This window comes from Brevundimonas sp. AVps7, assembly GCF_058681545.1.
On sequence record NZ_CM178742.1, the window covers coordinates 2,098,545 to 2,123,594 of the forward strand.

Genomic DNA, 25,050 nt, shown 5'->3' on the forward strand with positions numbered 1-25,050 from the left:
ACCAACACCATCGACCTCACTGACCGGGAAGCTCAGTGGCTCGGGCCTACAGCCCGTCCTTGCCGTAGCCGGTCCTGATCCAGGAATAGAGCATCGAGCCGCCGATCAGGCCCAGGGTCGCGATCAGGGACCACTGCGGCTCGATATAGGGGACCAGCGCCTCGCCCGTCATGTCCTTCCAGGCCTTGTAGAGGCCGAAGTTCCAGATGATCTTGACCCCGATCAGCACCAGCACCATCGACAGGCCGTACTTCAGATATTTGAAGCGAGCGACGGCCTCGGCGAGCATGAAGTACATCGACCGCAGCCCCAGGATCGCGAAGATGTTGGAGGTGTAGACGATGAAGGGGTCTTTCGTGACCGCGAAGATCGCCGGCACGGAATCGACCGCGAAGATGACGTCCACCACCTCGACCATGACCAGGGCCAGGAACAGCGGGGTCGCGAACAGGACGAGCCGACCCGTACCCTTGGGATCGGGCTTTTTGACGAAGAAGTTGTGGTTGTCGATGGTGTCGGTGATCCGCATCCGCTTCCTGAGGAATTTCAGGACGGGGTTCTGATTGAGATCCATCGCGTGATCGCCGCCGAAGATCATCTTCCAGCCCGTGAAGATCAGGAAGGCGGCGAAGATGAACAGAACCCAGGTGAATTCGTTCACGATCGCCGCACCGAGCGAGATGAAGATCGCCCGGAAGACAATCGCACCCATGATGCCCCAGAACAGCACGCGGTGCTGATACTGGCGCGGCACCGCGAAGAAGGTGAAAATCATCCCGATGACGAAGATGTTGTCGAACGCCAGCGCCGTTTCGAGCAGATAGCCCGTGAAGTATTGAAGAACGGCCTGCTGGTTAAGATTTTCCGCGCTCATGTAGTAGCGCGGATTGGGCTCATACACGAAATAGACGTAGGCCCCGAACGCGATGGCGATCGAGGCGAAGGACGCCCACATGGCCGCCGATTTTTTGGCTGAAACGACCCCGTCCTTGTTGTTCACGACCCCGAGGTCGAGCCACAGCAGAAGACCGATGAAGGCCAGGAACGCGATCCAGAGCCATATGGGCTGACCGACATAGGTCGCGGCCAAAAGCGGAAGGGATTCAAACATCCCGCACCCCCGAATAGTGGAAAATGGCGTTGCGTTGCGCCGTCCATGCGGGGATCCGACATCGCAGCCGACGCCTCGACTGCCAGAGGGGCCCGGACCCGTGGAGGGTGCGCTAATGAAGGCAGAGCCTCGCCGCGTCAAGACCTGCCTGAGCGTTTGCTATCCCAATTCAAGCTTATGACATTGCCGATACAGTGGTCCCGATCCTCAGCTCATCCTGTCTGCGGTTCGCTTGAGAACCCGATCTGCGGCTCCGGATCTTAACATCTGTAAGGCGATCCCATTATACTCTTTCATTGGCTGCATAAGGACTTCTTATTGGCGTGTTTTTCGCCGAGAGAGCAGCGTCTGTCTGCGGCCCGGGCCCCTCTGACGATCGATGGTGATCGTGATGTCGGACCGCATCGGGTGCGCTCGATGACGGGGTCCGGCTGCTATTCCCCCATCGCAACGACGGCTTCGGCGTCGGGCGCTCCCCTTCAGAGAAGGAGAGGCTCCATGTCTAACGTGTTGGCGCACCGGCTACGGGGATTTCATGCCCTGCTGGAAATGGCGCTGAAGGACGAGCGGACGCGACCGCGTCCTGACGCCCGCACTGTTGCAGGCATCAAGAAGAAGAAGCTCGCCATCAAGGACCGGCTCGCCGTCTTTGATGGACATCAGGCGCCGCCTGCATCGCGCTAGCCGCCGCAAGGGTCGGCGGCGGCCCCCGCCGCCGACCCTGATCGCTCCCCGACATCAACATGCTTCGCCGCTCGCCGGCGACCGGACGTGAGGTCCCTATGCCCAGATCAAACAGATTGCTGCGACGACGCGCCTCGATCGACCCGGATGACGTCTGGACCCCCGGCGACGTCGTTCAGATGGACGCCGTCGTGGCGGGCTGCGCCATGGTGGCCCAGGCCGACGGCTGGGTCACGCCGGACGAACGCAAGGGCATGATCGATCGAATGCGCAACTCCCCGACCATCGCCTTCTTTGGCGTCGACGACGTGCTCGTCCTGTTCGAGGCGTTGAACCTGCGCTTCGATCGGGATCCGGACGATGGCGAGGCGACGGCGGAGGTGGCCGTCTCACGCCTCCGAGGCCAGTCCGGACCCTCTCGCGCCTTGATAGAAGCCGCCTGTGCGGTCGCCGAGGCCGACGGCGGCTTTGACGCCGAGGAGCGGGCGGTGATCTTGCGGCTTTGCACGCTCCTCGACGTCGATCCGGCGTCGTTCGACCTGGTGTCACGTGAAGGAGATCGACGATGAAGGTCGGCCCCTCAATCAATCCTGCCGCACACGCCTGGGCTCTTCAGTTATCCCAGATGACCGGTCGCGTGGCGGCGCATCAGAGCACGCCCACCGATCGTCCCGTCGATCCGCCGCGGGCCATCAACGATGATACCGGGATCCGCCGACCCAGCCGGCATACCTTCGACATCCGTGTCTGACCGCGCGTCAGGGCCGGAGGACTGGTTTTGCAGCCGTGACCCGACTGCGGCTGGACACCCAGATCAATCATGGGGCGTGTGCTGGCGCCGGCTCACGCGGATGAACTTTCGTCGTCCGGATGCGGCATGACGGTCCGTCCAGACGACCCCCTGATCGCGGGCTACCAACGTTTCCGAACGGGAGTGTGGCCCGGCCAGGTTCAGCGATATGCTCAGCTCGCGCGACGACGTCAGCAGCCCACCACAGCCGTCATCGCCTGTTCCGACGCCCGGATCGATCCCCAGACCATCTTCGACGCTGAGCCGGGCGACCTGTTCGTCATCCGCAATGTCGCAGGGGCCAGGACAGCCCCATTCCAAGGTTTGAGAAACCAGGCGTAGCCGGTGCTCGGATTGGCGGGCAGCCGAACCGACAGAAATTCACCAGGCCGCAGGGACGTGGGTCGGCCTTCGACGGCGGCCACCTCGCCACCCTGGGAGGCTGCCACGGTCTGGCAGCCCGACACGCCGCAGGCCAGCACGGCGACGGCAGCGCAGGCAACCATCCACGCTTCATCACCTTCCCGGACGGGCATGAGCTCGACCTGTCGCGTCGATCCGCCGGCCGCACCGCTCAATACGCCAAGGACAGCGGCGTCAAGAAACCCACCCACAATCAGCCGATTACAACGGCATTCAGTGGAGACAGGTTAGCGCTAGACTGACAGCACCCGCGGCATTCAGTTTCTAGCAGACGGGTTTGTCGTCTACGTTCGCGAAGGGCCCCGACGGATTTTCTGGACGGCCAGGCGAACAGACACGGCCCTTTTGACCTGCGGAGCCGTTCTGCACGCTGTGCCGATCGACACCAAAGTTGTGCACGGCCTCCGGCGCCGGCTTTCATCACCTGGATGCCGGGAACTCCGCTTCCGGTCACTGACGGCATTGGGTACAAAAGCGGGTGCCATCGATCGATCAGACCCACACCATCGACGACCTCAGAGCTGGCGCCCGTCGTCGACTGCCGCGTCCAATCTTCGACTATCTGGACGGCGGCGCGGACGAGGAATGGTCTCTGGCTCGCAACGTCGATGCCTTCCGGGACTACGAGATCGTCCCGGACGTCCTGACGGATGTGTCATCGATCCAGACCGCCACGACGATATTCGGCCAGCCGGTCGCGTGGCCGCTGATGCTTTCCGCGACGGGCCTTACCCGCATGTTCCACGGCTCCGCGGAGCCCGCCGTCGCCCGCGCGGCCGCCGCTCAAGGCATCCCCTACTGTCTGTCGACGATGGGCACGACGCGGCTGGAGGACCTGGCCGCAGCGATCCCCGTCCCGATGTTGTTCCAGATCTATGTGTTCAGGGATCGCGGGCTCACGCGTGAGTTTGTCTCCCGATGCCGCGAAGCCGGATATGCCGGACTTTGTCTGACGGTCGACACGCCCGTCGCGGGCAATCGGCTGCGCGATCGGCGAAGCGGTCTGTCTCTGCCGCCGAGGCTGACAGCGCGCTCTCTGCTCGATTTCGCCCTGCATCCCGGTTGGTCGATCCCTGCGCTGACGGGCGCCCCGTTCGATCTGGCCAACGTCAGTCACCGGACGGAGGCACTGTCGACGAACCCGATGAGCCTGTTCGATTTCATCGGCCGTCAGTTCGACCCCGGCCTGACCTGGCGCGACGTGGAATGGCTCGCCTCCGAGTGGAACGGTCCTCTTGCGATCAAGGGACTGATGACGCCCGAGGACGCTACCCGCGCCATCGCCTCGGGCGCCACCGGGGTGATCCTGTCGAACCATGGCGGACGGCAACTGGATGGTGCGCCTGCGCCGATCGATCAGGTCGCAGCCGTGAGAGATGCGCTCGGCGATGGGCCGGATGTCATATGCGACGGGGGCATTCGACGCGGCTCGGACATCGTCAAGGCGCTGGCCTTGGGGGCGACCGCCTGTTCCATCGGCCGCCCCTATCTCTACGGCCTGGCGGCAGGCGGCGAGGCCGGCGTCGCTCGGTCCCTCGAGATCTTGCGCGACGAGTTCACACGCACCCTCGCCCTGGCGGGCGTGGCAGGCATACAGAGCCTGGCGCGACGCCACATCAGACGCAGGCCGTCGTAGCGTCGCCGCCGTCTCGCCAAAGCGCCCGGCTTTCGCGGCTGCGGATCGGTCAATGAAAACGGCCTGTCAGCAAAGCAGGCGGCCTTCTGGATCCTGCCCGCCCGGTCCAAAGTGAATCCCATGTCGATGATCTCCGATGCCGTCATGGCGAACACGTCCAGCGGCCGAGTGCAGGGTCGAAGGATCAATGGCGTCGCTCGATACCTGGGTATTCCCTATGCCGCGGCGCCTGTCGGAGACCTCCGATTTTTGCTGCCGCAGCCGCACGCCCCCTGGGACGATCCGTGGGATGCGACCGCTTTCGGGCCGACAGCGCCCTATCAACTGAGGGATTTTCCGATCCTCGACCTGACCCCGCTGGTCGGATCGGGCTGGGTGCAGGGCGACGACTACCTGAACCTGAACATCTGGACGCCCGAGGGTACGGCCCGCGCCGGCCTGCCAGTCATGGTCTTCATTCACGGCGGGGCCTTCGTCGGAGGCGCGGGTTCCGCGCCCGCGCAGGACGGCGCCAGCTTCGCCCGAAACGGCGTCGTCTGCGTGACGATCAACTACCGTCTCGGGATCGAGGGGTTCCTGCCCATTCCCGGGGTTCCGACCAACCTGGGACTTCGCGACATGATCGCGGCGCTGGAGTGGGTGCGCGACAATATCGCGGGCTTCGGCGGCGACCCGCAAAACGTGACGGTCTTCGGCGAATCCGCGGGCGCGATGGCGATCGGCGATCTGGTGGTCTCGCCGCTGGCGCGCGGCCTGTTCCGACGCGCTATCCTGCAAAGCGGCCACGGATCGATGGTCCGATCGGTCCGGACGATGCGAAAGGTCGTGGATCGGCTGGCGAAGGTTCTGGGCGTGTCCGCCGACGCTGAAGGCTTCCGCTCGACCACCCTCAAGGCGGGGCTCGACGCGCAGGACGTCGTGCAGGCCCCGACCTCAGGCCTGGACATGCGCGGCGAGAACGGTCGCGACACCGCCTACGGGTTGAGCAAATTCCTGCCGGTTCACGGCGACGACGTGATCCCGGTCCCGCCCCTGCAAGCCTTGGCAAAGGGCGCGGGCGCGCAGGTGGATCTGCTGATCGGGACGAACGCCGAGGAGATGAACCTGTATTTCGTGCCGACGGGTGTGAAGGCGAAACTGGGTCGGTTACTGGCCTGGTTCCTGCTCGGCCGGACCGAGCGGGGCGCGCTCGGCATTCTGAAACGCTATGGACTGGGGCGAAGCGGCGTCTCGGGCGGCGCGGCCCTGACGCGGGCCCTGACCGATCTGGTGTTCCGGTGGCCGGCGCGGGCCTATGCCCTGGCGCATCAGGGCCGCACCCACTTCTATGAGATGGACTGGCGCTCGCCCGCTCTGGGCGGAGAGCTTGGCGCCTGTCATGCCGTGGACGTGCCGTTCGTGTTCAACACCCTCGCGACCGCCACAGGGCCGACGGGCGTCCTTGGCCAGACTTCGCCGCCCCAGGCCCTGGCCGACAGTATTCAGAAGGTCTGGATCGACTTCGCGCGCGACGGTACGGCGCCCTGGCCGGAGTACGAGGCCCGGACGCGGCAAGTCTACCAATTGGCGAAGGGTCACGCCGAGCCCGACACGGACTTTCCGATCGCGGCGACGTGGCGCGAATGAGCCGTCCGGCGAAGGCCGCGCCACTAAAGGTCGGCATCGAGCTGGGCGGGACGAAATGCGCGATGTTGCTGGGAACGGGTCCGGACGACATCCGCGCGGAGGCCCGGATCGAGACCTTGGGTCCGCACCAGACCATGGACGCGATCGACGACCTGCTCCGCCAATGGCGGGACCGGCATGGCTTCGAGGCTGTCGGCGTCGCCAGTTTCGGGCCGCTGGATCTTGATCCGCGATCGCCGACCCATGGCTGCGTCATCAGCACGCCCAAGCCGGGCTGGAGCGGGTTCGACATCCTGCGACGCGTCCGTTGCTGGGCCGTACCGGTCGGGTTCGACACGGACGTGAATGGCTCGGCCATGGCCGAAGGGCGCTGGGGCTCGGCGCTGGGGCTTGAGTCATTCGCCTATGTCACGGTGGGCACAGGCATCGGCGTGGGCTCGATCGTCAACGGACGGTCGGTCCGCGGGCTGGGCCACTCCGAGGCCGGACACCTTCGTATTCCAAGTCCGCCCGGATCGGCCTTCGCCGGCGTCTGCCCTTATCACGGCGATTGCGTGGAAGGCCTCGCGTCCGGGCCCGCCGTCCTGGCGCACGCGGGCCTGCCTGCAGAGCAGCTTTCGAGGACGGACGCGGCCTGGGACCTGGTGGTGTCAGCCTTGGCCGCCCTGTTCCACAATCTGGTGCTGACCACCGCCCCCCAGCGCATTCTGCTGGGCGGCGGCCTGGGGATGGGACAGCCGCATCTTCTGCCGCGCATCCGCGCCGCGCTGCTGGCGAGCCTCAACGGCTACGGCGTCGCGGACCGGATCGAAGCGGCCATCGACGACTTCATCGTCCAGCCGGGCCTGGGCCACCGCGCAGGTCCGCTGGGCGCGCTGGCGCTGGCGATCGACGCCGGGGAAGCAGCATCGCGCTAAGCCTGACTGCGGATCGGCACACTCGCCGACCTTTCAGATAGGTCGAAAGGCGCGCACCTTCTCCTTAACGACCGGAGCAGATCCGGCGCTTCCAGGGCGGAGACACCAAAAATGCGTTTCATCACACTCCTCGCGGCCGGCGTCGGTCTGGCGGCCATGTCCAGCGGCATCGCCTCGGCACAGACCGCGACGCAGGCCCCTCCAGCTGACGCCGAACAGGCCTCCTCGGTCGACGACATCATAGTAACGGCCCGCAAACGCTCCGAGCGCCTGATCGAGGTGCCCGTCGCCGTCACCGCCGTCACGGCCGAGACGCTTGAGAACCGCCAGTTCACTTCGATCCGCGACATCGCCGCGGTCACCCCAGGCCTGAACATCAACTCCGACGCCGCCGGACGCGCCTTCATCTCCATCCGGGGTATCGGCACGACCCTTCTGGACACGGTCCAGCCCGGCGTCGGCATCTTCGTGGACGGCGTCTACCAGCAGAACACCTCCTACCTGAACAGCCCGACCCTGGCCGTCGAACAGATCGAGGTCCTGCGCGGGCCCCAGTCGACCCTGTTCGGTCAGAACACACTGGGCGGCGCCATCAACGTCACCACCAAGCAGCCGTCGGACGTGCTGGAAGGCAGGCTGACGGCGACCTACGCCGGGCCGGACAACTACTACATCGTTGGGGCCACGGTGGCGGGACCGATCGTTCCAGGCGTCCTGGCCGGTCGCCTGTCCGTCGGCACGCAGAGCCGCGACGGCTTCATCAACAATAGCCTGCTGGGCTTCGACGACGCCAATCGGCTGGAGCAGAACACCATCCGCGGCGCGCTGCGTTGGCAGGCCGGGCCCGCAGTCATCAATCTGAACGCCTACTATGACGAGGTGAACGGCACCAACCCGCTCTACGCCGTCACTACGGGCCCGACCGTCTACGTCGACGACGCCCAGACCAACTTCCGCAGCATCGCCAACTACGAGTACAGCGGGGTCAATGGCCGTCTGCAGGCGCCGCTGAACGAGCAGCACGACCTGACCGTCGTCGCCTCCTACGACAAGCGCGACGCGGACAGCGACAGCGACGGCGACTTCCAGCCGATCAACCTGTTCCGTTCGACCGGCGAGAACACACTGGAGACAACGAGCGTCGAAGCGCGCATCGACAGCCGCTGGAGCGACGACATCACCTCTGTGATCGGCGTATTCAAATCGAACCAGACCCAGGACCAGACCTCGGCGACCCTGGTGGTGCCGGCGAACCTTCGCGTTCCGGCCTTCGCCAACTCCGACGCGGACATCTGGGCCGTGTTCGGTACCGCCTTCTGGAACATCCAGCCCGACCTGGAGCTGACCGTCGGCCTGCGCTACGATCGCCAGCAGATCGATTTCCAGAGCGCGCGTAACTCCAGCTACGAGGCCGAAGAGGTCCAGCCGCGGATCGCGCTTCGCAAACGCCTCGACGACAATCACATGATCTACGCCTCTATCGCGCGCGGCTTCCGCGGGGGCGGCACGAATGGCCCCGGCGCGCCGAACCTGACCTATGACGGCGACTCGGTCTGGACCTACGAGATCGGGACCAAGCTGAGCACCGACAACCGACGGGTCTCGTTGCAGGGAGCGGTCTTCTACAATGACTACAAGGACATTATCGCCGCCAACAGCCTGGCGCCCTCGACCACCGGGGCCGGCATCGTCGGCATCAACCTGAACACCGGCGACGCGCGCTCCTACGGCGTAGAGGCCGAAGTAACCGCAGATCTGACCGACGCCTGGACGATCCGCGCCAGCGGCCTGCTTCAGAACGCCCGGATCACCGACGATACACGCTATCGCCAGACGACCGGCCGCCTGCTTCCGACCGACCGCATCCCGTTCCAGCCTGACTGGACCCTGAGTCTCCAGAGCGATTACGTCGTGCCGCTCGGCCGCGGTGACCTGACATTCTCGGGCGGCATTGTGGGGAAGGGCGACCGGATCGGCGCGGGCCTGTCGAGCACCTTTGCGCCGGAGCTGGACAGCTATTTCTTGGCCAACGCGACGATCTCGTATCGGGTCAACGGCATGGAATTCGCCGTCTTCTCCAACAACCTGTTCGATGAGGAGTACTACGAATCCTACATCGACAGCTCCACCCTGACCGCTGCCGGCCTGCCGGCGCTCGGCAGTTTGGGGCAGATCGGCGACGGACGGCGCGTCGGCGTGCGCGTGGGCTATAGTTTCTAGCGTCAGCCTGAGTTGGACCGACAGTGAACGCTTTGCCTCTCTCTATCGGGACGACCCGCCTGCCCGAAGGCTTTGTCGAAAGCCTTCGGGAGGTGTTCGGCGACCGCCTTCACCTCGGCGAGGCTATGCGGTCCCAGCACGGCTCCAGCGAGGCGCATTTCGACACCGTCCTCCCTGACGCTGTCGTCTTCGCCTTGTCGACCGAGGACGTGGTGACGGCCGTCAAGCTATGCGGGGCAGCTGGCGTGCCGATTATCGCCTACGGGGCCGGCACCTCGATCGAGGGCAACACCACCCCGGTCAACGGCGGCCTGACCATCGATCTGTCCCTGATGGACCAGATCGTCCAGGTGAACGCCGAAGACTTCGACGTCACGGTCCAGGCGGGGGTCCGGCGCGAACAGCTGAACGCCCATCTGCGCGACGTCGGCCTGTTCTTTCCGATTGATCCGGGCGCCAACGCCACCATCGGCGGCATGGCCTCGACCCGGGCCTCGGGCACCAACGCCGTCCGCTACGGCACGATGCGCGAGGCGGTGCTGTCGCTTCGGGTCGTCACTCCGGACGGGCGCGACATCCGCACGGCCCGACGGGCCAGGAAGTCCGCGGCCGGCTATGACCTGACCCGGCTGTTCATCGGCTCGGAAGGCACGCTGGGAATCATCACCGAGGTCACCCTGCGACTGCACGGCATTCCGGAGTCGATCCTTTCGGCCGTGTGCAGTTTTGAGACCATGACCGGGGCCGTCGATACGGTCGTTCAGTCGATCCAGCTGGGCGTGCCGCTGGCGCGGGTCGAGATTCTGGACGACGTCCAGATGCGGGCGGTCAACGCCTGGTCCAAACTCGACTATCCGGAGAAGACGACCCTCTTCTTCGAGTTCCACGGCTCGGAGCGGTACGTCCAGGAACAGGTCGAGACGGTCTCGGCCCTGGCGTCGGACAACGGCGGTGGCGCGTTCCAGTGGTCCAGCCTGCCCGAGGAGCGCGCCAGGCTGTGGAAGGCGCGGCATGAAGCCTATTACGCCGCGATCGGCTTGCGCAAAGGCTGCGTCGGCTGGCCCACCGACGTCTGCGTGCCGATCAGCCGTCTGGCGGAATGCATCACCGAAACCAAGAAGGATCTGGAGGCCGCCTCCATTCCCGGCCCGATCCTCGGTCACGTCGGCGACGGCAACTTCCACGTCGTCTTCGTCATTGATCCGAACAAGCCCGAAGAAGCCGCCGAGGCCGATGCGTTGAACCGTCGCCTCGTCCAGAGGGCGCTGGACATGGACGGTACCTGCACCGGAGAGCACGGCATCGGGCTGGGCAAGCAGGACTGGCTGGTTGCCGAGCTCGGCGACGCGGTTGACATCATGCGCACCCTGAAGCGGGCGATGGACCCTCAGAACCTGTTCAACCCGGGCAAGATTTTCAGCCTGTGATCGGACAAGGCAGACCTATCTGATAGCTCTTGCCAAACCTGTCAGATAGGTACATCGTCAAACCTCAGCCTCCGTCAGAGAGGCGGGAGGACTTCATGATCACGTCGAACACCGCGCCTGTCGCGCGTCGCTGCCTGGTCGTCTCACCGGAGTTCACTGTCCTGACCGGGCGGGGTCCCTTTGCCGAGGCGGCCATACCGCCGGAGGCCCTTGCCATGGCCTTCGGCTTCGGGGCCATCGACGCGCCGGCGACTCTGAGCCTTGTCGGGCCCGCTGGAGCCGAACAGCTGATGTCCGAGGACACGGGCGTGACCCGTATCGTGCTCCTGATCGCTCCCTCGGGCCTGGCGCGCATCAGCGCCGCAACCCGTCCGGAAGCGGGTGAGCGCCTCGATTTCCACCTTCCAAGCCCCCTGCGCGCCATCGCCCTGGCGCTGCGCGACTGCGATCGCGCCAGTGAGGCGGGCGACATCTACCGCTCCGCCAAGGCGATCGAGCTTCTGTGCGAGACCTGGACCGCCCTGGACAGTGGCGGCCTGATCCCGGTCGCCGGCGACAGCGACCTGTCGTTGGCCGACAGTCGCCGTCTGCTGGAGGCGCGCCGGCTGATCGATGAACAGTGGGGCCAGAAGCTGTCGTTGCACGGTATCGCTGCCTGCTGCGGCCTGAACCGCGAGAAGCTGACGCGCGGCTTTCGCAAGATGTTCGCCTGCAGCGTCGCCGAAGCGCTGGCGGAGCGCCGCCTGTCCGAAGCCAGCCGCATGCTGGTGACCACCGACCTGCCCGTCTCCTCGATCGGCTACGAGAACGGATACCTGAACAACGCCAGCTTCGCGCGCGCCTTCGGGCGGCGGTTCGGCCTGTCGCCGTCCGACTATCGCGCCGCGCGGGTCGCCGCCTGATGAGCGCCCTGACCATGAGCGGCCGCACCGGCGTCGAAGGCGGATCCCTGGTTCAGCGGGCGATCGATGCGGTCCGCACCCATATCCGCACCGAAGAGCTGCGCGTCGGCGACAGCCTGCCGGGCGAAGGTCATTTCGCCGACAAGCTGGGCGTCAGCCGCGCGGTCATGCGCGAGGCGTTCGGCGTTCTGGCGGCGCTCCGCCTCATCGATGTAGGAAACGGCCGCAAGCCCCGCGTCAGCGCGATCGACGGCGCCGTCATCGCGAGTTCGCTGGACCACGCCGTGTCCACGGCCCAGATTTCCGTGGCCGATGTCTGGGACGTGCGCCGCACCATCGAGATCCGCACAGCCGCCCTCGCCGCCCTGAACCGCACGGACGCCGAGGCCCGGGCGATCGTCGACCTGGCCGAGGCGATGGACCGCGATCACGACGACATGGCGAAAGTCGCCGCGCACGACATCGCTTTCCACGACGCCATCGCCCGGGCGGGCAAGAACGCCCTGTTCGTCCAGATCGTCTCGTCTTTCGCACCGCTGATGCAGGAGGCCGTGCCCGCGGCCTGGAAGACGCGCGAAGGCCCCGAAGACCGCGCGGCGACGCTGGAGCGTCACCGCACCCTGGCCCGCGCCATCATGGATCGCGATGCCGATGCCGCCGTCCAGGCGATGGACGCCCACTTCGACGCCTCGATCGGGGACATCCTGCGCGGCCTCGCGAACCCGGAGCCGGCCCATGTATGATCCGACCGCCGTCGATACCCTGCTTCCGCCCCGGCCGGCTGCCCCTGTCGCCCGTCCGCGCGGACTGGGTCTGACCCTGACAGTCCTTTCGCTCAGCATCGCCGCGGGTTGCGCGGTGCAGGCGGCCTTCGGTCCGGTACAGGAGTTCGCCCGTACCGATCTCGGTATGACCGACCTGCAGATGGGCCTGGTCCAGGGCATGGCGGTCGCCATTCCCGCCGGCCTGCTCTCGATCCCTGTCGGATGGATGGCGGATCACAGCAACCGCGTCCGCATGATGCTGGTCCTGGCTGTTCTGTGGAGCGCGGGAGCCGCCGCCAGCGCCTTTGCCACCTCGTTCGAGCTGCTGTTCGCCGCCCGCATGGTGTCGGCGCTGGGCCTGACCGTCGTGCTGCCCGTCGCCATTTCCATCGCCGCCGATCTCTGCCCGCCGGACAAGCGGGGACGGTCGTTGCTGATGCTCTCCATGGGCAAGGTGTTCGGCATCGCCCTGGCATTCGCACTGGGCGGCGCCCTGTTCGGCGTCCTGTCGGCGCGGACCGAGCCCCTGTTCGGTATGGCGGCCTGGCGCGCCACCCAGCTGATCTTCGCGGGCGCCAGCGCCTTGCTGGTGCTGCCGCTGTTGCTGCTACGCGAGCCGGTCCGGCAGGAAGTGGCCAGCTCGGGCGCGGGTTTTGGAGCGTCCATGCAGGCGCTGTGGGAGAGGCGCGGCCTTCTTGCCCCGCTGTTCGCGGGCCAGATCACCGTCATCATGGCGGACGCCTCAGCCAGCATCTGGGCAACGCCCGTTCTGATGCGGACCTACGGCCTTCAGCCCGCCGAGTTCGGCGGCTGGATGGGACTGGTGCTGCTGGGGTCCGGCCTCGTCGGCACGATCGCGGGCGGCATAGCCGCCGACGCCGGCCTGAAGCGCGGTGGCGGCCGGGGGCTGTTGCTCAGCGCGGTTGTCGCCTCCGCCATCGGCGTGCCGGCTGCCCTGTTCCCGCTCATGCCTGGCGTGCCCGGGTTCGCCGTCCTGCTCACCGCCCTGCTGCTGGCGGGCACGGCGACGGGCCTGATTACGGCGACCGCGATCGCGGTGCTGGTCCCCAACCAGTTCCGCGCGCTCTGCCTGGGCTCGTTCGTGGTCGTTGGATCGTTCATAGGCTTTGGCGTGGCGCCTTCGCTGGTGACGATCATCAGCGAACGTGTTGGAGGCGAGGGGGCGCTGGCGTCGGCGCTGGCGGGTGTTGGCGTGACGTCCAGCATCCTGTCGTTGATCGCTTTCGCCCTGGCAGCGAAGGCGGCGCCGAAGCATACGTGATCTCGCCGACGCTCTGTCGCGCGACGCTGGATTCCTTGCCTGGCGGGGTCGCGGGCCTGACCTACGATCCGTCGCGGATCACGGCCGGCATCGTCCACCTCGGGCCGGGCGCCTTTCACCGCGCCCACATGGCCCGCTATGTCCACGCCCTGATGGCCCGAGGCCAGGCGATGGACTGGGGCATCATCGGCGCAGGCCTGACGCCTTTTGACGCCGGCGTGCACGAGGCGCTCGCTCCGCAGGACTGGCTCTACACTCTGGTCGAGCGCGACGACGAAGGGGCGACAGCTCAGGTCGTGGGGTCGATCGTCAACATTGTCACTCCGGGAGATGCCGAGATCATCCTGGACTTGATCGATGCACCCGGTATCCGCATCGTCAGTCTCACCGTCAGCGAGATCGGCTACTGCCTCGATGCCGCCACCCGGCGGCTGGACCGCTCCAACCCCGTCATCGTCGCGGACCTTGCCCGCCCGCGAAGCCCGAACAGCGTCATTGGATTGCTGGTCGAGGCCTATCGACGACGGAAGGACGCCCGCCGCACGGCCTTCACCGCACTGAGCTGCGACAACCTGCCGGGCAACGGCGGCCTGCTCGGGGCTGCGGTGCTGGAGTTCGCCGGTCTGGTCGATGCCGGGTTGGGCGACTGGGTCGCTGAGCATGCACGATTCCCCGGCGCCATGGTGGACCGGATCACGCCCGTCACGCGCCAGGACGACGTCGCGAAGATGGACCAGACGTGGAGACTCATCGACGCCTGGCCGATCATCTGCGAGCCGTACTGCCAATGGGTGATCGAGGATGATTTCGCGGACGGTCGCCCGAACTGGGAGGACGTCGGCGTCCAGTTCACGGAAGACGTAGAACCGTTCGAGCGCATGAAGTTGCGCCTGCTGAACGCCAGTCATCTGGCCCTGGCTTCATTGGGCTGGTTGCGGGGACATCGCATGGTCGCCGAGGCCATGCGCGACCCGAGACTGGCGCGCTACATCCGCGCCTTGATGGAAAAGGAACTGGCGCCAACCCTGCCTGCGGACCTGCCGGTCGATCTGGCGGCGTATCAGGATCGATTGGTGACCCGGTTCTCCAACCGCACGCTGCGAGACACCGTCGAACGGATCAATACGGATGCGTCGCTGAACCTGCTGCTGGACCCGATCCGGGACAGGCTGGCCGCAGGCAGGCCGATCAGACGTCTCGCCCTCGCTGTCGCGGCCTGGATCCAGCGACTGGCCCTGATCGATGACGATACCCTGGCCCTCCGCCACCCTCTTGCCGACGAGCTGAGGTCGCGCGCGAGGACCGGTGGTGTCGACCAGCCTGAGCTTCTCGCGATGACAGACGTCTTCGGAGACCTGTCCAATAATGACGCGTTTCTCGACCCCGTGACACGATGGCTGCGCGTGCTGAGAACCACCGAGGCTCCATCACAGCGCACCTGGATGGCGCTGTCAGGATAGCCGCGCCGGGTTGAGAGGCTCCCCTCCCCTTCCAGAATCAGGCGACCGCCGCCGCCCGAATGGCAGCCGCCTTGGCGCGGAAGCGACGAAGGGTTTCAGAGCCTAATTCAATCTCTGACATCCATTGCGGCTTCAACCAGACACCACCCCGGCGTCAGCTGGTCGGCCAGAACAGCTGAAGCAGGGCGGCCCCCAGGGCCAGCACCAGGGCGACCGCCGTCCGCGGGCCCGCAACCAGGGTTGAGATCGGCTGGGCGGGAAAAGCCATGGCGTGGGTCAGTGCCGCCATCTTCAACCCGTGTGCGCGAAGGAAGGCCTCATCGGTGGCCAGCTTCATCATGTCTTTGCGGCTGCGATAGCGCATCAATCCGGCGATGCTCCAGCCTGGGTCGGGCGGCACGTTGAGGGCATCCACATAGCCTGAGATCTTGCGATAGCTCAGCAGTGGAAGCCCCCCGTTTGCGATCAGCGTGGGGGCAAAGACGGCGAAATAGGCCTTCAGCAGGGATGGGCCGCTGCGGCTCTCCCCCGAGATCGGATCCGTCACCGCTCCGGGCCTGACGCGGATCAGGTTGACCATCAGGAAGTCGCGCCCGTCATCCTCTTCGAGGAAACGCCGGATCTGGGCCATGTCGTTCAGCCCCGGCGGCCAGATCGCTTCGGCCCGGGACATCAGCGCCTCGATCTCGTGCCGTCGGATCGGCCCCCGCCAGTTGTCATACCAAAGGCGAAAGCCCGCGTAGAGGATCGCGGCTGCGATCCAGATCATCCAGGGTCGAACGTCCATCGCCGACGTCAGTTCGACCAGGTGACGTAGGTGTCGCCCGTCTGGATGGGCTGCTCGCCCGTCCTGTCGACACCGACGGGCGCCTCGACCAGGGCCGGCCACATGGGCGCTTTCTGGGTCCTGTCGTGGGCTTCGAGCCGGGCCCTGAGGGCCGCGACCACCTCGGGTCGGCTGGCGGCAAGGTCATTGCGCTCGGTTGGATCCGAGGCGAGGTCGAACAGCCAGGTGCGGGACGGGCGGTCGAGTACCTGGAGTTTCCAATCCCCGGCGCGCACGACCCGATAGCCGCCGGACCTCCAGAACAGGGCCTCGTGCGGGCGACCGGACGATTGACCCGACAGGAAGGGAGACAGATCCACCCCGTCCATCGCTCGGTCCGCAGGCAAGGACGCGCCCGCTGCAGCGGCGGCCGTGGCGAAGATGTCGAAATGGGAGACAGGGGCCGTCAGCCGTGTTCCCGCCGGGATCCGGGCCGGCCAATTCATGAAGTAGGGCACGCGGATGCCGCCTTCGAAGAAGGTCAGTTTCCAGCCGCGGAAGGGCTTGTTGATGTTGGGCAGGCCGATGTAGTTCGCCCCGCCGTTGTCGCTGGTGAAGACAACCAGGGTGTTGTCGTCGAGGCCCTGGGATTTCAGTTCGGCCATGATCCGCCCGACGCCGCGGTCGAGCGCGACGATCATCGCCGCATAGACCCGTTCACGGTGGTCGGTGATGTGGGAGAGCGCGTCATAGTCTGACTTCAGCGCCTGCAGGGGCGTGTGGGGCGCGTTGTAGGCCAGATACATGAAGAACGGACGATTCCGGTTCGCTCGAATACCCGCGAGAGCCTGGTCCGTCAGATAGTCGGTGATGTAGCCGTCGGGATGAAACCGCTCTCCGCCGTTGTACTGGACGCTGTAGGGCAGGTTCGCCCACAGGAACCTGTCGATCGGATCGAAGTCCTGCCGCGAGTTGACGACATCGGGATCCCGCGCCGGCAGATACATCTGGCCGCCCACCATGAAGCCGAGGCTCTCGTCGAAACCCTGGTCTTCCGGCCGCATTCCGGCGGTCTCACCGAGGTGCCATTTGCCGAGGTGCATCGTGTGATAGCCACGGGTCTTGAGGAGTTCGGCCAGGGTGATCTCTTCGGCCGGCACGCCCATCCGTTCATAGGAGGGAGTCTGATCGACCCGGTCACGGCGGAACACCGGCCTGAGTTCCCTATCCCTCGGCGCGAGGGTCGGAATCAGCTGGGCCATCTGGACAGGGATCGAGGTGAACTCGAAGCCAAACCGGGTCGGATAGCGACCGGTCATCAGCGCCGCCCGCGAGGGGGAACAGGTCGCATTGCCCGCATAGCCCGAGGCCAGCACCGCCCCCCCCTGCGCCAGGCCGTCAATGTTCGGGGTGCGGACGGTCCCCTCCCCCAGGCCGCCGTTCAGGCTGACGTCGTTGAACCCCAGATCATCGGCGAGAATGACAATGACGTTGGGGGGACGATCCGCCGTGGCGGCATCCGGCGAGGCGGGCCCGGGTTCCCACACCACCGGGCGGTTCGGTCCGACAGGAGGCGCGCGCCAGCCCGCGATATGCAGGATGACATAGTCCTTGAGCGCGACCCCGCCGAACCCAAGCACGAGCAGCCCGGCAAGGGCTCCACCGATCCAAACGGCCCGCTTCATGATCACTCCCCGTCCGGCCCTCCGCATCGGAACCGGTATATATTGTCATGCAGGATGACAATATATAGGAGCCTGTGTAAAGGGCGGAGAGCAGCGAGGAGAATTGGTGATGTTCGACAGAACCCTGCTGTCAGCCACGTTGTTCGCAGCGGGTCTGGCGGTTGCGCCGGGTCACGCCAATGCGGGCACCCCTGCCGAGGACTTCGTCGCCAGCGACGCGGACCGTTCGGGCACGCTGAACGCCGCTGAATTCCGCCGCTTCATCGCCCTGGGTGTTGCGGCCGGACGCCCCCGGGCGGTGATGGTTCGGAACAATAACGCCTATGACATGGCCTTCGGTCGCGTTGATCGCGATCGGAATGGCCAGCTCTCGCGCGCCGAACTCCAGATCCACTAGCGCGCGCCGAGCCGGGACCTGCGGCCTTCATGGACCGCGACCAGTCCGACCCAGATCAGAGCAAAACCGGGAAAATATCCTGTCCGCCGACGTGCCCAGGTCCAGTCTTGCGATCGTGCCCGCGACCCCGTCCGGACTGAAGGCGGGGATCCCGTCGCCCGCCAGGTTCATCAGGGCGAACAGGCCGAGGACGATAGACGGCCCGAGCTTGAACGGGTTCATTTGAACCTCCTGCCCGCAGGTTCATGCTTCCGCCAGGTCGACAGGCGCGGCCGTTGGAGTCTGTCGTCTGGCCTTCTGGCGGGTTTCGTGATTCAACTCCCGTCACCCATAATGCACCATGAGTGCCGATAGATGGCCAGTCGTGCCGTCGAAAGCCCCCGGGGAGACGCATGCCACAAATCATTTCAGCCGAGAGCCTGGCCGCCCGCATCGGTGACGATCTCGGCGCGTCGGACTGGGTCCTGGTCGATCAGGACCGCATCAACCGCTTCGCGGAGGCGACGGGCGATCATCAGTTCATCCACGTCGATCCCGTTGCGGCCGCGCAGACCCCGTTCGGCGGAACGATCGCGCACGGCATGCTGACCCTGTCCATGGCAATCGCCATGTTGCCCCCGGGCTATCTTCTCGTGGAGGGTCTGGTCATGGCCGTGAACTACGGGTTCGAAAAGGTCCGCTTGATCGCACCGGTCCGTGCGGGCTCCGAGATCCGGGCCCGCCATCGATTCCTGGGCGCGACCCCGCGAGGGTCCGGCTGGTTGTTACGCAACGAGATCTCGGTCGAGATCAGGGGCATCGACAAGCCCGCCCTGACAGCCGAGTCCCTCATACTGCAGCTCATCGCCTGACCATGAGCACGGACATCTTCGATTTCATTGTCGTGGGGGCAGGATCCGCCGGGTGCGTGCTGGCCGAACGACTCTCCCGCGATCCGGGCCAGTCAGTTCTGCTCCTCGAGGCCGGCGGGTCAGACGATGCCGCCGTGATCCGCACGCCGATGCTGATGGGGCTGGCCATCCAGTCGCGGGTCTACAACTGGCACTATGAGACCGAGCCCCAGGGCGAATTGAATGATCGTCGGCTCTATTGGCCGAGAGGGCGAACCCTCGGCGGATCGAGCGCGATCAATGCGATGCACTATATCCGGGGCGCGCCCGACAACTACGATGAGTGGCGCGACGCCTACGGCTGCGAGGGATGGGACTGGGCCTCCGCCCTTGCGGCATTCCGCGAAGTCGAAGGTCAGACGCGAGGCGCTGACGCCTACCATGGCGCCGACGGGCCGCTGACGGTTCAGGACGTGTCGCCACTCAATCCCCTCACCCAGGCGTTCTTCGAGGCCGGGAGCCTGCTTCAGTATCCGCGCAATCCGGACTTCAACGGCGCCACACAGCTCGGGTTCGGTCCGTATCAGGTCACACAGCGCGGCCTCCGGCGCTGGAGCGCGGCCGACGCCTTTCTGAAGCCCGCCCTGTCGAGGCCCAATCTGACGGTTCGAACGGGCGCCCTCACCCGACGGGTCCTTCTGGAGGCCGGCGTCGCGCGCGGGGTGGAAGTCCACGTCGGCGGTCTGTGCGAGCGGCCCATGGCCCGGCGCGAGGTCATCCTCTGTGGGGGCGCCGTCAACTCTCCCCAGCTTCTGCAACTGTCCGGCATCGGCGATGCCGGCGATCTCCGCGATGCCGGAGTCACGCCCGAGGTCGACCTGCCGGGCGTCGGCCGAAACCTGCAGGATCACATCGACATCATCGGTCAGATCGCGACCCGCAGCGCAACATCCATCGGACTGTCGCTGCGCGCACTGCCGACCCTGATCGGCGGCGTCGCCGCCTGGCTGGGTGGCCGGGCCGGTCCCCTGTCGACCAATCCGATCCAGGGCGGAGCCTTCGTCCGGTCTTCACAGGCCGGCGATCTTCCGGACATCCAGCTGGTGTTCACGCCGGGCCTGGCGGCGCCGCACGGCCGCGAAATGCCGCTCGGTCACGGGGCCACCCTGCACGCCTGCGTGCTCTATCCGGAAAGTCGCGGACGGATCCGGATCGTCTCGGACGACTCGGCCATGCCGCCGGCGATCGATCCCGCCTATCTGACCGCGCCCCGCGACCTTGAGGTCCTGACCGATGGGCTGGAGATCGTCCGTACCCTGCTCGGCTCAGCCGCGTTCGAGTTCGACCGTCGCGCCGAGTTGCTTCCCGGGCCGGACAAGACCAGCCGTTCGGACCTGATGGACGATGTCCGGGCCCGCGCCGAAACCCTGTATCATCCTGTCGGCACCTGCATGATGGGGCATGGCGAACTGGCCGTCGTCGATCCGCAGTTGAGGGTCCGGGGCGTGGAACGGTTGCGGGTCGTCGATGCCTCGGTCATGCCCAGACTGGTCGGCGGCAATACAAACGCCCCGACGATCATGATCGCCACCCGTGCCGCCCCGATGATCCTGGAAACCGCCCGATGACGAATTCCCCCGACGTCGCAGAGACCCGTGAAATGATACGATCCGTCATCGAGGCCCAGAGAGCGGCGTTCGCGCGGGAACCCCGCCGCTCCCTCGCCGACCGGCGCCGCGACCTGGAGGCTATCGAGCGTCTGGTGCTCGACAACGAAGCGGCCATCGCCGACGCGATCGACGCTGACTTCGGCGGTCGATCCAGGCAGGAAACGCGGCTGCTCGAGATCGCCGTGACAGCCCAGGCGGCGCGTCATGCCCGCAAGGCGCTGGCGGCCTGGATGAAGCCCCGTCGCGTGGGCACCCCCGCCACGGCGGGGCCGGGGCGATCCCTGATCCGGCATGAACCCAAGGGAGTCGTCGGTATCGTCTCGCCCTGGAACTATCCGGTCCAGCTGACCCTGGTCCCGCTCGTCGCCGCCCTGGCCGCCGGCTGCAGGGTGCTGATCAAGCCGTCGGAGCTGACGCCCCGCACCAGCCAGTTGATGGCGGCCCTGCTCGCCGACCGCTTCCCTGCCGACCAAGTGGCGGTCGTGACGGGTGGAGCCGACATCGCCGAGGCCTTCTGCGCCCAGAGGTTCGACCATCTGTTCTATACCGGCTCGACCCGGGTCGGACGATCGGTGGCCGAGGCTGCGGCCCGTCATCTGACGCCGGTCACACTGGAGCTGGGGGGAAAGTCTCCGGTCATCGTCGATGCCGCAATCCCTCTGGACAGGGTTGCCCACCCCCTGGCCTGGGGCCGGTTCCTGAACGCGGGCCAGACCTGCGTGGCCCCCGACTATGTGCTCGCGACAGGAGGCCGTACCGAAGCGCTCGGCCGGGCCGTGATCCGGCAGGCCGAGACGTTCTATCCCGACGTGACCTCAAACCCGGATTACACGGCCATTGTCTCGGACCGGCATCATGCCCGGTTGACCGCCATGATCGACGAGGCGCTGCACAGGGGCGTCCAGGTTCTGCAGCCCCGGCATGACCCCGCGGCCTGCGCCCAGGCCCGACGGATCGCCCCCACGGTCATCATCGACCCGCCCGCCGATCTGGCAGTCATGCGCGAGGAGATCTTTGGGCCGCTGCTGCCTGTTCTCACCAGCGCGTCGATTGAGGCCGCGTGCGCCCAAGTCGGCGCGGGCGAACGCCCTCTTGCACTCTATGTTTTCAGCGATGACCACCGGGTGGTCCGACAGGTGTTGGATACAACCCACTCCGGTGGCGTCACTGTGAATGCCACCATGCTCCATCTCGCCAACGAAAACCTGCCGTTCGGGGGCGTCGGCGAGAGCGGATCGGGCGCGTATCACGGACTGCGGGGGTTCGAGGAGTTCAGCCACGCCCGCAGTGTTTTTGCTGCGGGGCGCTGGCATTCGAGCCGCCTGATCGCGCCGCCCTATGGGGCCGCCTACCGGTTCGCCGCGTCGCTGGCCCTGAAATCCTGAACTAGGGCAGTGTGCGATAGCCGAGGACGACGACCGCCAGCATCATGACCTCCGCGCCGATCAGGGGCAGCGCGTCCCGGCCGCTTCCATCCAGTACGGCGCTGACCAGGCGGCCGGCGATGATGACCGAAAGCATGATCAGAGGGATGATCAATACATTCGACCGGTTGCGGACCGCCGCATAGATCGCCGACCCGCCGATCATGACGAAGATCCCCAGGAAGTCGCCACGCAGGGTGGACATCCCGACCGGCCCGGCGGCTTCCAGCCCGAGCCGCAGGGCCGCCCGGGCGGGCATCAGAAGGAAACCGGCGGCGAGCGGCAAAGTCAGTCCTCCCGTCAGGAAGAGCGCGATCCGGACGATTGTATTCAAGGGATGCCCTCCGGCAGGGATGGTGAAAGGACGACGTTCCACACCGGACGGATCCGGGCGCAAACCCTGCATAGCGGGGGCCGCATCGGCCGCAAGACCCAATCCTCTCAATCCCGCTTTATTTTGGCACTCATAGTGCTAACGTAGTTCGCAAGTCCGCCGTGTAACGCGAGACGGGACAAGCAAAGGCTGCGGCTTTCATCACGCACGCAGCCATGGGGGAGAGAAGCTATGAAGGCCAAGACCGGACTCGGAGTCTCGCTGCTCGCACTCGCTGCGGCCATGGTCACTGGAACCAATGCTCTTGCGCAGGCCGCGCAGGACAGCGATCCGGTCACGCTGGACGAAATTATCGTCCTGGCGACGAAGCGTCCCGAAAGCCTGTTCGACGTACCGGTCGCCGTTACGGCCTATTCAAGCCAGCAGCTTCAGGCGGCCCAGGTCCGCGATGTCCGCGACCTTCAGATCGTCGCGCCCACCCTGGTCGTGAACTCCAGCTCCGGGTCGACCCAGACCATTTTCACGATCCGCGGGATCGGCACGCCAGGACAAAACACCGGGCTTGAGCAGTCGGTCGGGGTGTTCATAGACGGCGTCTACCGGGGGCGCCCGGGCGCGGCCTTGGGCGACCTGGCCGACGTCAGCCAGATCGAGGTCCTGCGCGGCCCCCAGGGCACGCTCTTCGGCCGGAACACGTCCGGCGGCGTGATCAGCGTGCAGACGGAAATGCCTCAGTTCGTCCCCGGCGGTCAGATCGAGACTTCGCTGGGCGATTACAACTACCGCCAGATCCGCGGAACCGTGACGGGCCCGCTCTTGGGCGATTCTGTCGCCGGACGGCTGACCGCCACCTCCCAACAACGGGAGGGCTACGTCGAGGACATCGTTTCCGGCGGAACCTACAATGACCGGTCACGCTGGTCGGTGAAGGGGCAACTCCTCTGGGATATCTCCCCCAGCGCGACCCTGCGACTGATCGCCGATCGGTCCGAGACGGATGAGGTCTGCTGTGTCGCCGTGCCCGTCTTTTACGGTCCAACAGGCGCGGCGATCTCGGCGCTGGGGGGCGTCCGGCGAACAGGCACGGCCGGGACCTATGGCGGAGTCGCCGGGACCTTCGTCGACAACAGCCGCTACGAGGTGGCGCTGAACCCGGCTACCCAACCCGTCAGCGACTCGTCCAAGGACCAAGGCATTTCGGGCCAGCTGGACTGGAACCTCGGATCGATGGACCTGACCGTCATCGCATCCCGGCGGACGTATGAGACCCTTCCGACGGTTGACGCTGACTTTACGAGCCTGAATCTGCTCACCCAGACGACCGGGCAGGACATTGAGGAGGGCTCCCTCGAGATCCGTCTGGCCTCGGCAGACCCCGATGCTCGGCTGGAGTGGCTGATCGGCGGGTTTCTGTTCAACCAGGACATCTTCGCCGACCAGGAACTGCGTTATGGAACCCAGTTCCGCGCCTATCTTGAGGCCATCACCCCTCGCGTCACGGTCGCACCGGGAGTGACTGTCCCCATTTTGACGCGTCTGGAGCAGGCGACAGGGCGGCCCGTCGGCACGTTCAGCGCGGCCGGCGTCGCGGTGAACGACGACTATGACTATCAGAGCCGCAGCGCCGCTGCGTTCGGACAGGCCACCTGGAACGCCACCGAGAGGCTCTCGATTACCGGCGGCCTTCGCTACTCGCGTGAGAAAAAGAGCGCCGACTACCGGATCCAGTCGTTCGATCAGCTGTCGCAGATCCAGTTCGTGGGTCCGCTGGCTCCCTTCGCCGCGCTGCGGGCCTTGCAGAATTTCCCGGCGGTGAACCCCTTCTCGACGGAGTTCACCGACGACGACGTTTCGGGGACGGTCAGCGCAGCCTATGAACTGTCCGACGGGGTGAACCTGTTCACGCGCTATGCGCGAGGCTACAAGTCAGGCGGCTTCAACCTCAGCCGAACGGCGGCGCAGACGACGCCCGGCAACTCCGTTGCCGACCCGAACCGGGTCGTCTTCAATCCCGAAACCGTCGATGCCTATGAGGCTGGTGCGAAGTTCCGCTTCTGGGACGGTCGGGCCCAGATCAACGCCAACGTCTTCTTCCAGACCCTGGACAACTATCAGACCAACGCCTTCGACGGGACGTCCTTCAGAATCGTCAACGCCGGCGGGCTGGAGAGCAAGGGCCTGGAGTGGGACTACCGTGTCCAGCTGACAGACGACATCACCCTCGACGGCGGCGGCACGCTCCAGGACGCCCAGTACACCGATTTCGCCAACGCCAGTCCGACGGCCGGCCAGATCGTCGCCGGCCGAACGGTACAGGATCTGAGCGGCCAGACCCCGAACTTCGTGTCCGATGTCCTGATTTCAGGCGGGATCACCTTCGCCAGGCCCCTGAACGGCTCCGTTGGTCTGCGCGCCAACCTCAACTATCTGTATCGCTCCGATTACACGACCGCCCAGGATCTTGACCCGCTGTCCCTCCAGGACGGGTATGTCCTGCTCAACGCCAGCCTCGGTCTTGGCACTCTCGACAAGGCGTGGGGGGCGGAAATCTGGGTGCGGAACCTGACCGACGAACGTGTCGCCAACATCATCTTCGACACGACCTATCAAGCGGGAAGCCAGAGCGCCTTCATGGAACCGCCGCGCACGGCCGGCATCACCCTGCGTCGCAACTTCTGACCCCGGCAGGTTGAGGACGGGAC

Annotated in this window: 22 protein-coding genes; 18 read left to right on the forward strand and 4 right to left on the reverse strand. The window is 66.1% G+C overall.

The window, feature by feature from the left end:
- Positions 1-46 precede the first annotated feature (46 nt).
- Entirely contained in the window at positions 47-1,111 is a 1,065-nt protein-coding gene (locus tag ACW17Y_RS10530; protein WP_492035660.1) for a TerC family protein, read from the reverse strand.
- A 498-nt stretch (positions 1,112-1,609) separates the two neighbouring features.
- Between ACW17Y_RS10530 and ACW17Y_RS10535 the strand changes: the two genes are divergently transcribed.
- From ACW17Y_RS10535 to ACW17Y_RS10595, 13 genes are all read left to right on the forward strand, one after another.
- On the forward strand, positions 1,610-1,795 hold the full coding sequence (locus ACW17Y_RS10535; RefSeq protein WP_492035661.1) for an HP1242/YdcH family protein: 186 nt from the start codon (positions 1,610-1,612) through the stop codon (positions 1,793-1,795).
- A gap of 116 nt (positions 1,796-1,911) precedes the next feature.
- Entirely contained in the window at positions 1,912-2,364 is a 453-nt protein-coding gene (locus ACW17Y_RS10540; RefSeq protein WP_492035662.1) for a tellurite resistance TerB family protein, read from the forward strand.
- Positions 2,361-2,546, forward strand: a complete 186-nt coding sequence (locus tag ACW17Y_RS10545; RefSeq protein ID WP_492035663.1) for a hypothetical protein — start codon at positions 2,361-2,363, stop codon at positions 2,544-2,546. The genes ACW17Y_RS10540 and ACW17Y_RS10545 overlap by 4 nt, the downstream gene beginning before the upstream one ends.
- A 126-nt stretch (positions 2,547-2,672) precedes the next feature.
- A complete protein-coding gene (locus ACW17Y_RS10550) occupies positions 2,673-2,927 on the forward strand; it encodes a carbonic anhydrase (RefSeq protein WP_492035664.1) in 255 nt (84 codons plus the stop codon).
- A 559-nt stretch (positions 2,928-3,486) separates the two neighbouring features.
- Positions 3,487-4,644 (forward strand): alpha-hydroxy acid oxidase, encoded by a 1,158-nt coding sequence (locus ACW17Y_RS10555; protein WP_492035665.1) that lies wholly within the window; start codon positions 3,487-3,489, stop codon positions 4,642-4,644.
- Between the two features lie 120 nt (positions 4,645-4,764).
- Positions 4,765-6,270: a carboxylesterase/lipase family protein gene (locus tag ACW17Y_RS10560; protein WP_492035666.1), complete on the forward strand. Its 1,506-nt coding sequence runs from the start codon at positions 4,765-4,767 to the stop codon at positions 6,268-6,270.
- Positions 6,267-7,187 carry an ROK family protein gene (locus ACW17Y_RS10565; protein WP_492035667.1) on the forward strand — a complete coding sequence of 307 codons (921 nt, stop codon included), beginning with the start codon at positions 6,267-6,269 and terminating at the stop codon, positions 7,185-7,187. The genes ACW17Y_RS10560 and ACW17Y_RS10565 overlap by 4 nt, the downstream gene beginning before the upstream one ends.
- A 111-nt stretch (positions 7,188-7,298) precedes the next feature.
- Positions 7,299-9,407, forward strand: a complete 2,109-nt coding sequence (locus ACW17Y_RS10570; protein WP_492035668.1) for a TonB-dependent receptor — start codon at positions 7,299-7,301, stop codon at positions 9,405-9,407.
- A gap of 23 nt (positions 9,408-9,430) precedes the next feature.
- Positions 9,431-10,834, forward strand: coding sequence for an FAD-binding oxidoreductase (locus ACW17Y_RS10575; RefSeq protein ID WP_492035669.1), 1,404 nt, complete (start codon positions 9,431-9,433; stop codon positions 10,832-10,834).
- A gap of 95 nt (positions 10,835-10,929) precedes the next feature.
- On the forward strand, positions 10,930-11,736 hold the full coding sequence (locus ACW17Y_RS10580) for a helix-turn-helix transcriptional regulator (RefSeq protein ID WP_492035670.1): 807 nt from the start codon (positions 10,930-10,932) through the stop codon (positions 11,734-11,736).
- The gene (locus ACW17Y_RS10585) at positions 11,736-12,479 is read left to right on the forward strand and encodes a FadR/GntR family transcriptional regulator (RefSeq protein ID WP_492035671.1); all 744 of its coding nucleotides are present in this window, start codon (positions 11,736-11,738) and stop codon (positions 12,477-12,479) included. Before ACW17Y_RS10580 ends, ACW17Y_RS10585 begins: the two co-directional genes overlap by 1 nt.
- A complete protein-coding gene (locus ACW17Y_RS10590; protein ID WP_492035672.1) occupies positions 12,472-13,782 on the forward strand; it encodes an MFS transporter in 1,311 nt (436 codons plus the stop codon). The genes ACW17Y_RS10585 and ACW17Y_RS10590 overlap by 8 nt, the downstream gene beginning before the upstream one ends.
- Positions 13,779-15,242: a mannitol dehydrogenase family protein gene (locus ACW17Y_RS10595; RefSeq protein WP_492035673.1), complete on the forward strand. Its 1,464-nt coding sequence runs from the start codon at positions 13,779-13,781 to the stop codon at positions 15,240-15,242. Before ACW17Y_RS10590 ends, ACW17Y_RS10595 begins: the two co-directional genes overlap by 4 nt.
- A gap of 154 nt (positions 15,243-15,396) precedes the next feature.
- Here the strand turns inward: ACW17Y_RS10595 and ACW17Y_RS10600 are convergent, their stop codons facing one another.
- Positions 15,397-16,029 (reverse strand): hypothetical protein, encoded by a 633-nt coding sequence (locus ACW17Y_RS10600; protein ID WP_492035674.1) that lies wholly within the window; start codon positions 16,027-16,029, stop codon positions 15,397-15,399.
- Positions 16,030-16,037: 8 nt separating this feature from the next.
- Positions 16,038-17,693 (reverse strand): sulfatase-like hydrolase/transferase, encoded by a 1,656-nt coding sequence (locus ACW17Y_RS10605; RefSeq protein WP_492035675.1) that lies wholly within the window; start codon positions 17,691-17,693, stop codon positions 16,038-16,040.
- Between the two features lie 109 nt (positions 17,694-17,802).
- On the opposite strand from ACW17Y_RS10605, the gene ACW17Y_RS10610 reads away from it, so the two are divergent.
- The 4 genes from ACW17Y_RS10610 to ACW17Y_RS10625 all read left to right on the forward strand — a co-directional run bounded on the left by ACW17Y_RS10610 (position 17,803) and on the right by ACW17Y_RS10625 (position 21,975).
- Positions 17,803-18,090, forward strand: coding sequence for an EF-hand domain-containing protein (locus ACW17Y_RS10610; RefSeq protein ID WP_492035676.1), 288 nt, complete (start codon positions 17,803-17,805; stop codon positions 18,088-18,090).
- Positions 18,091-18,482: 392 nt separating this feature from the next.
- On the forward strand, positions 18,483-18,941 hold the full coding sequence (locus ACW17Y_RS10615; RefSeq protein ID WP_492035677.1) for a MaoC family dehydratase: 459 nt from the start codon (positions 18,483-18,485) through the stop codon (positions 18,939-18,941).
- A 2-nt stretch (positions 18,942-18,943) separates the two neighbouring features.
- Positions 18,944-20,548: a GMC family oxidoreductase gene (locus ACW17Y_RS10620; protein WP_492035678.1), complete on the forward strand. Its 1,605-nt coding sequence runs from the start codon at positions 18,944-18,946 to the stop codon at positions 20,546-20,548.
- Positions 20,545-21,975 (forward strand): aldehyde dehydrogenase family protein, encoded by a 1,431-nt coding sequence (locus tag ACW17Y_RS10625; protein ID WP_492035679.1) that lies wholly within the window; start codon positions 20,545-20,547, stop codon positions 21,973-21,975. Before ACW17Y_RS10620 ends, ACW17Y_RS10625 begins: the two co-directional genes overlap by 4 nt.
- A gap of 1 nt (position 21,976) precedes the next feature.
- On the opposite strand, the gene ACW17Y_RS10630 is transcribed toward ACW17Y_RS10625, so the two are convergent.
- Positions 21,977-22,348 carry a hypothetical protein gene (locus tag ACW17Y_RS10630; protein WP_492035680.1) on the reverse strand — a complete coding sequence of 124 codons (372 nt, stop codon included), beginning with the start codon at positions 22,346-22,348 and terminating at the stop codon, positions 21,977-21,979.
- Positions 22,349-22,579: 231 nt separating this feature from the next.
- Between ACW17Y_RS10630 and ACW17Y_RS10635 the strand changes: the two genes are divergently transcribed.
- On the forward strand, positions 22,580-25,027 hold the full coding sequence (locus ACW17Y_RS10635) for a TonB-dependent receptor (protein WP_492035681.1): 2,448 nt from the start codon (positions 22,580-22,582) through the stop codon (positions 25,025-25,027).
- The last annotated feature ends 23 nt before the right edge of the window (positions 25,028-25,050 follow it).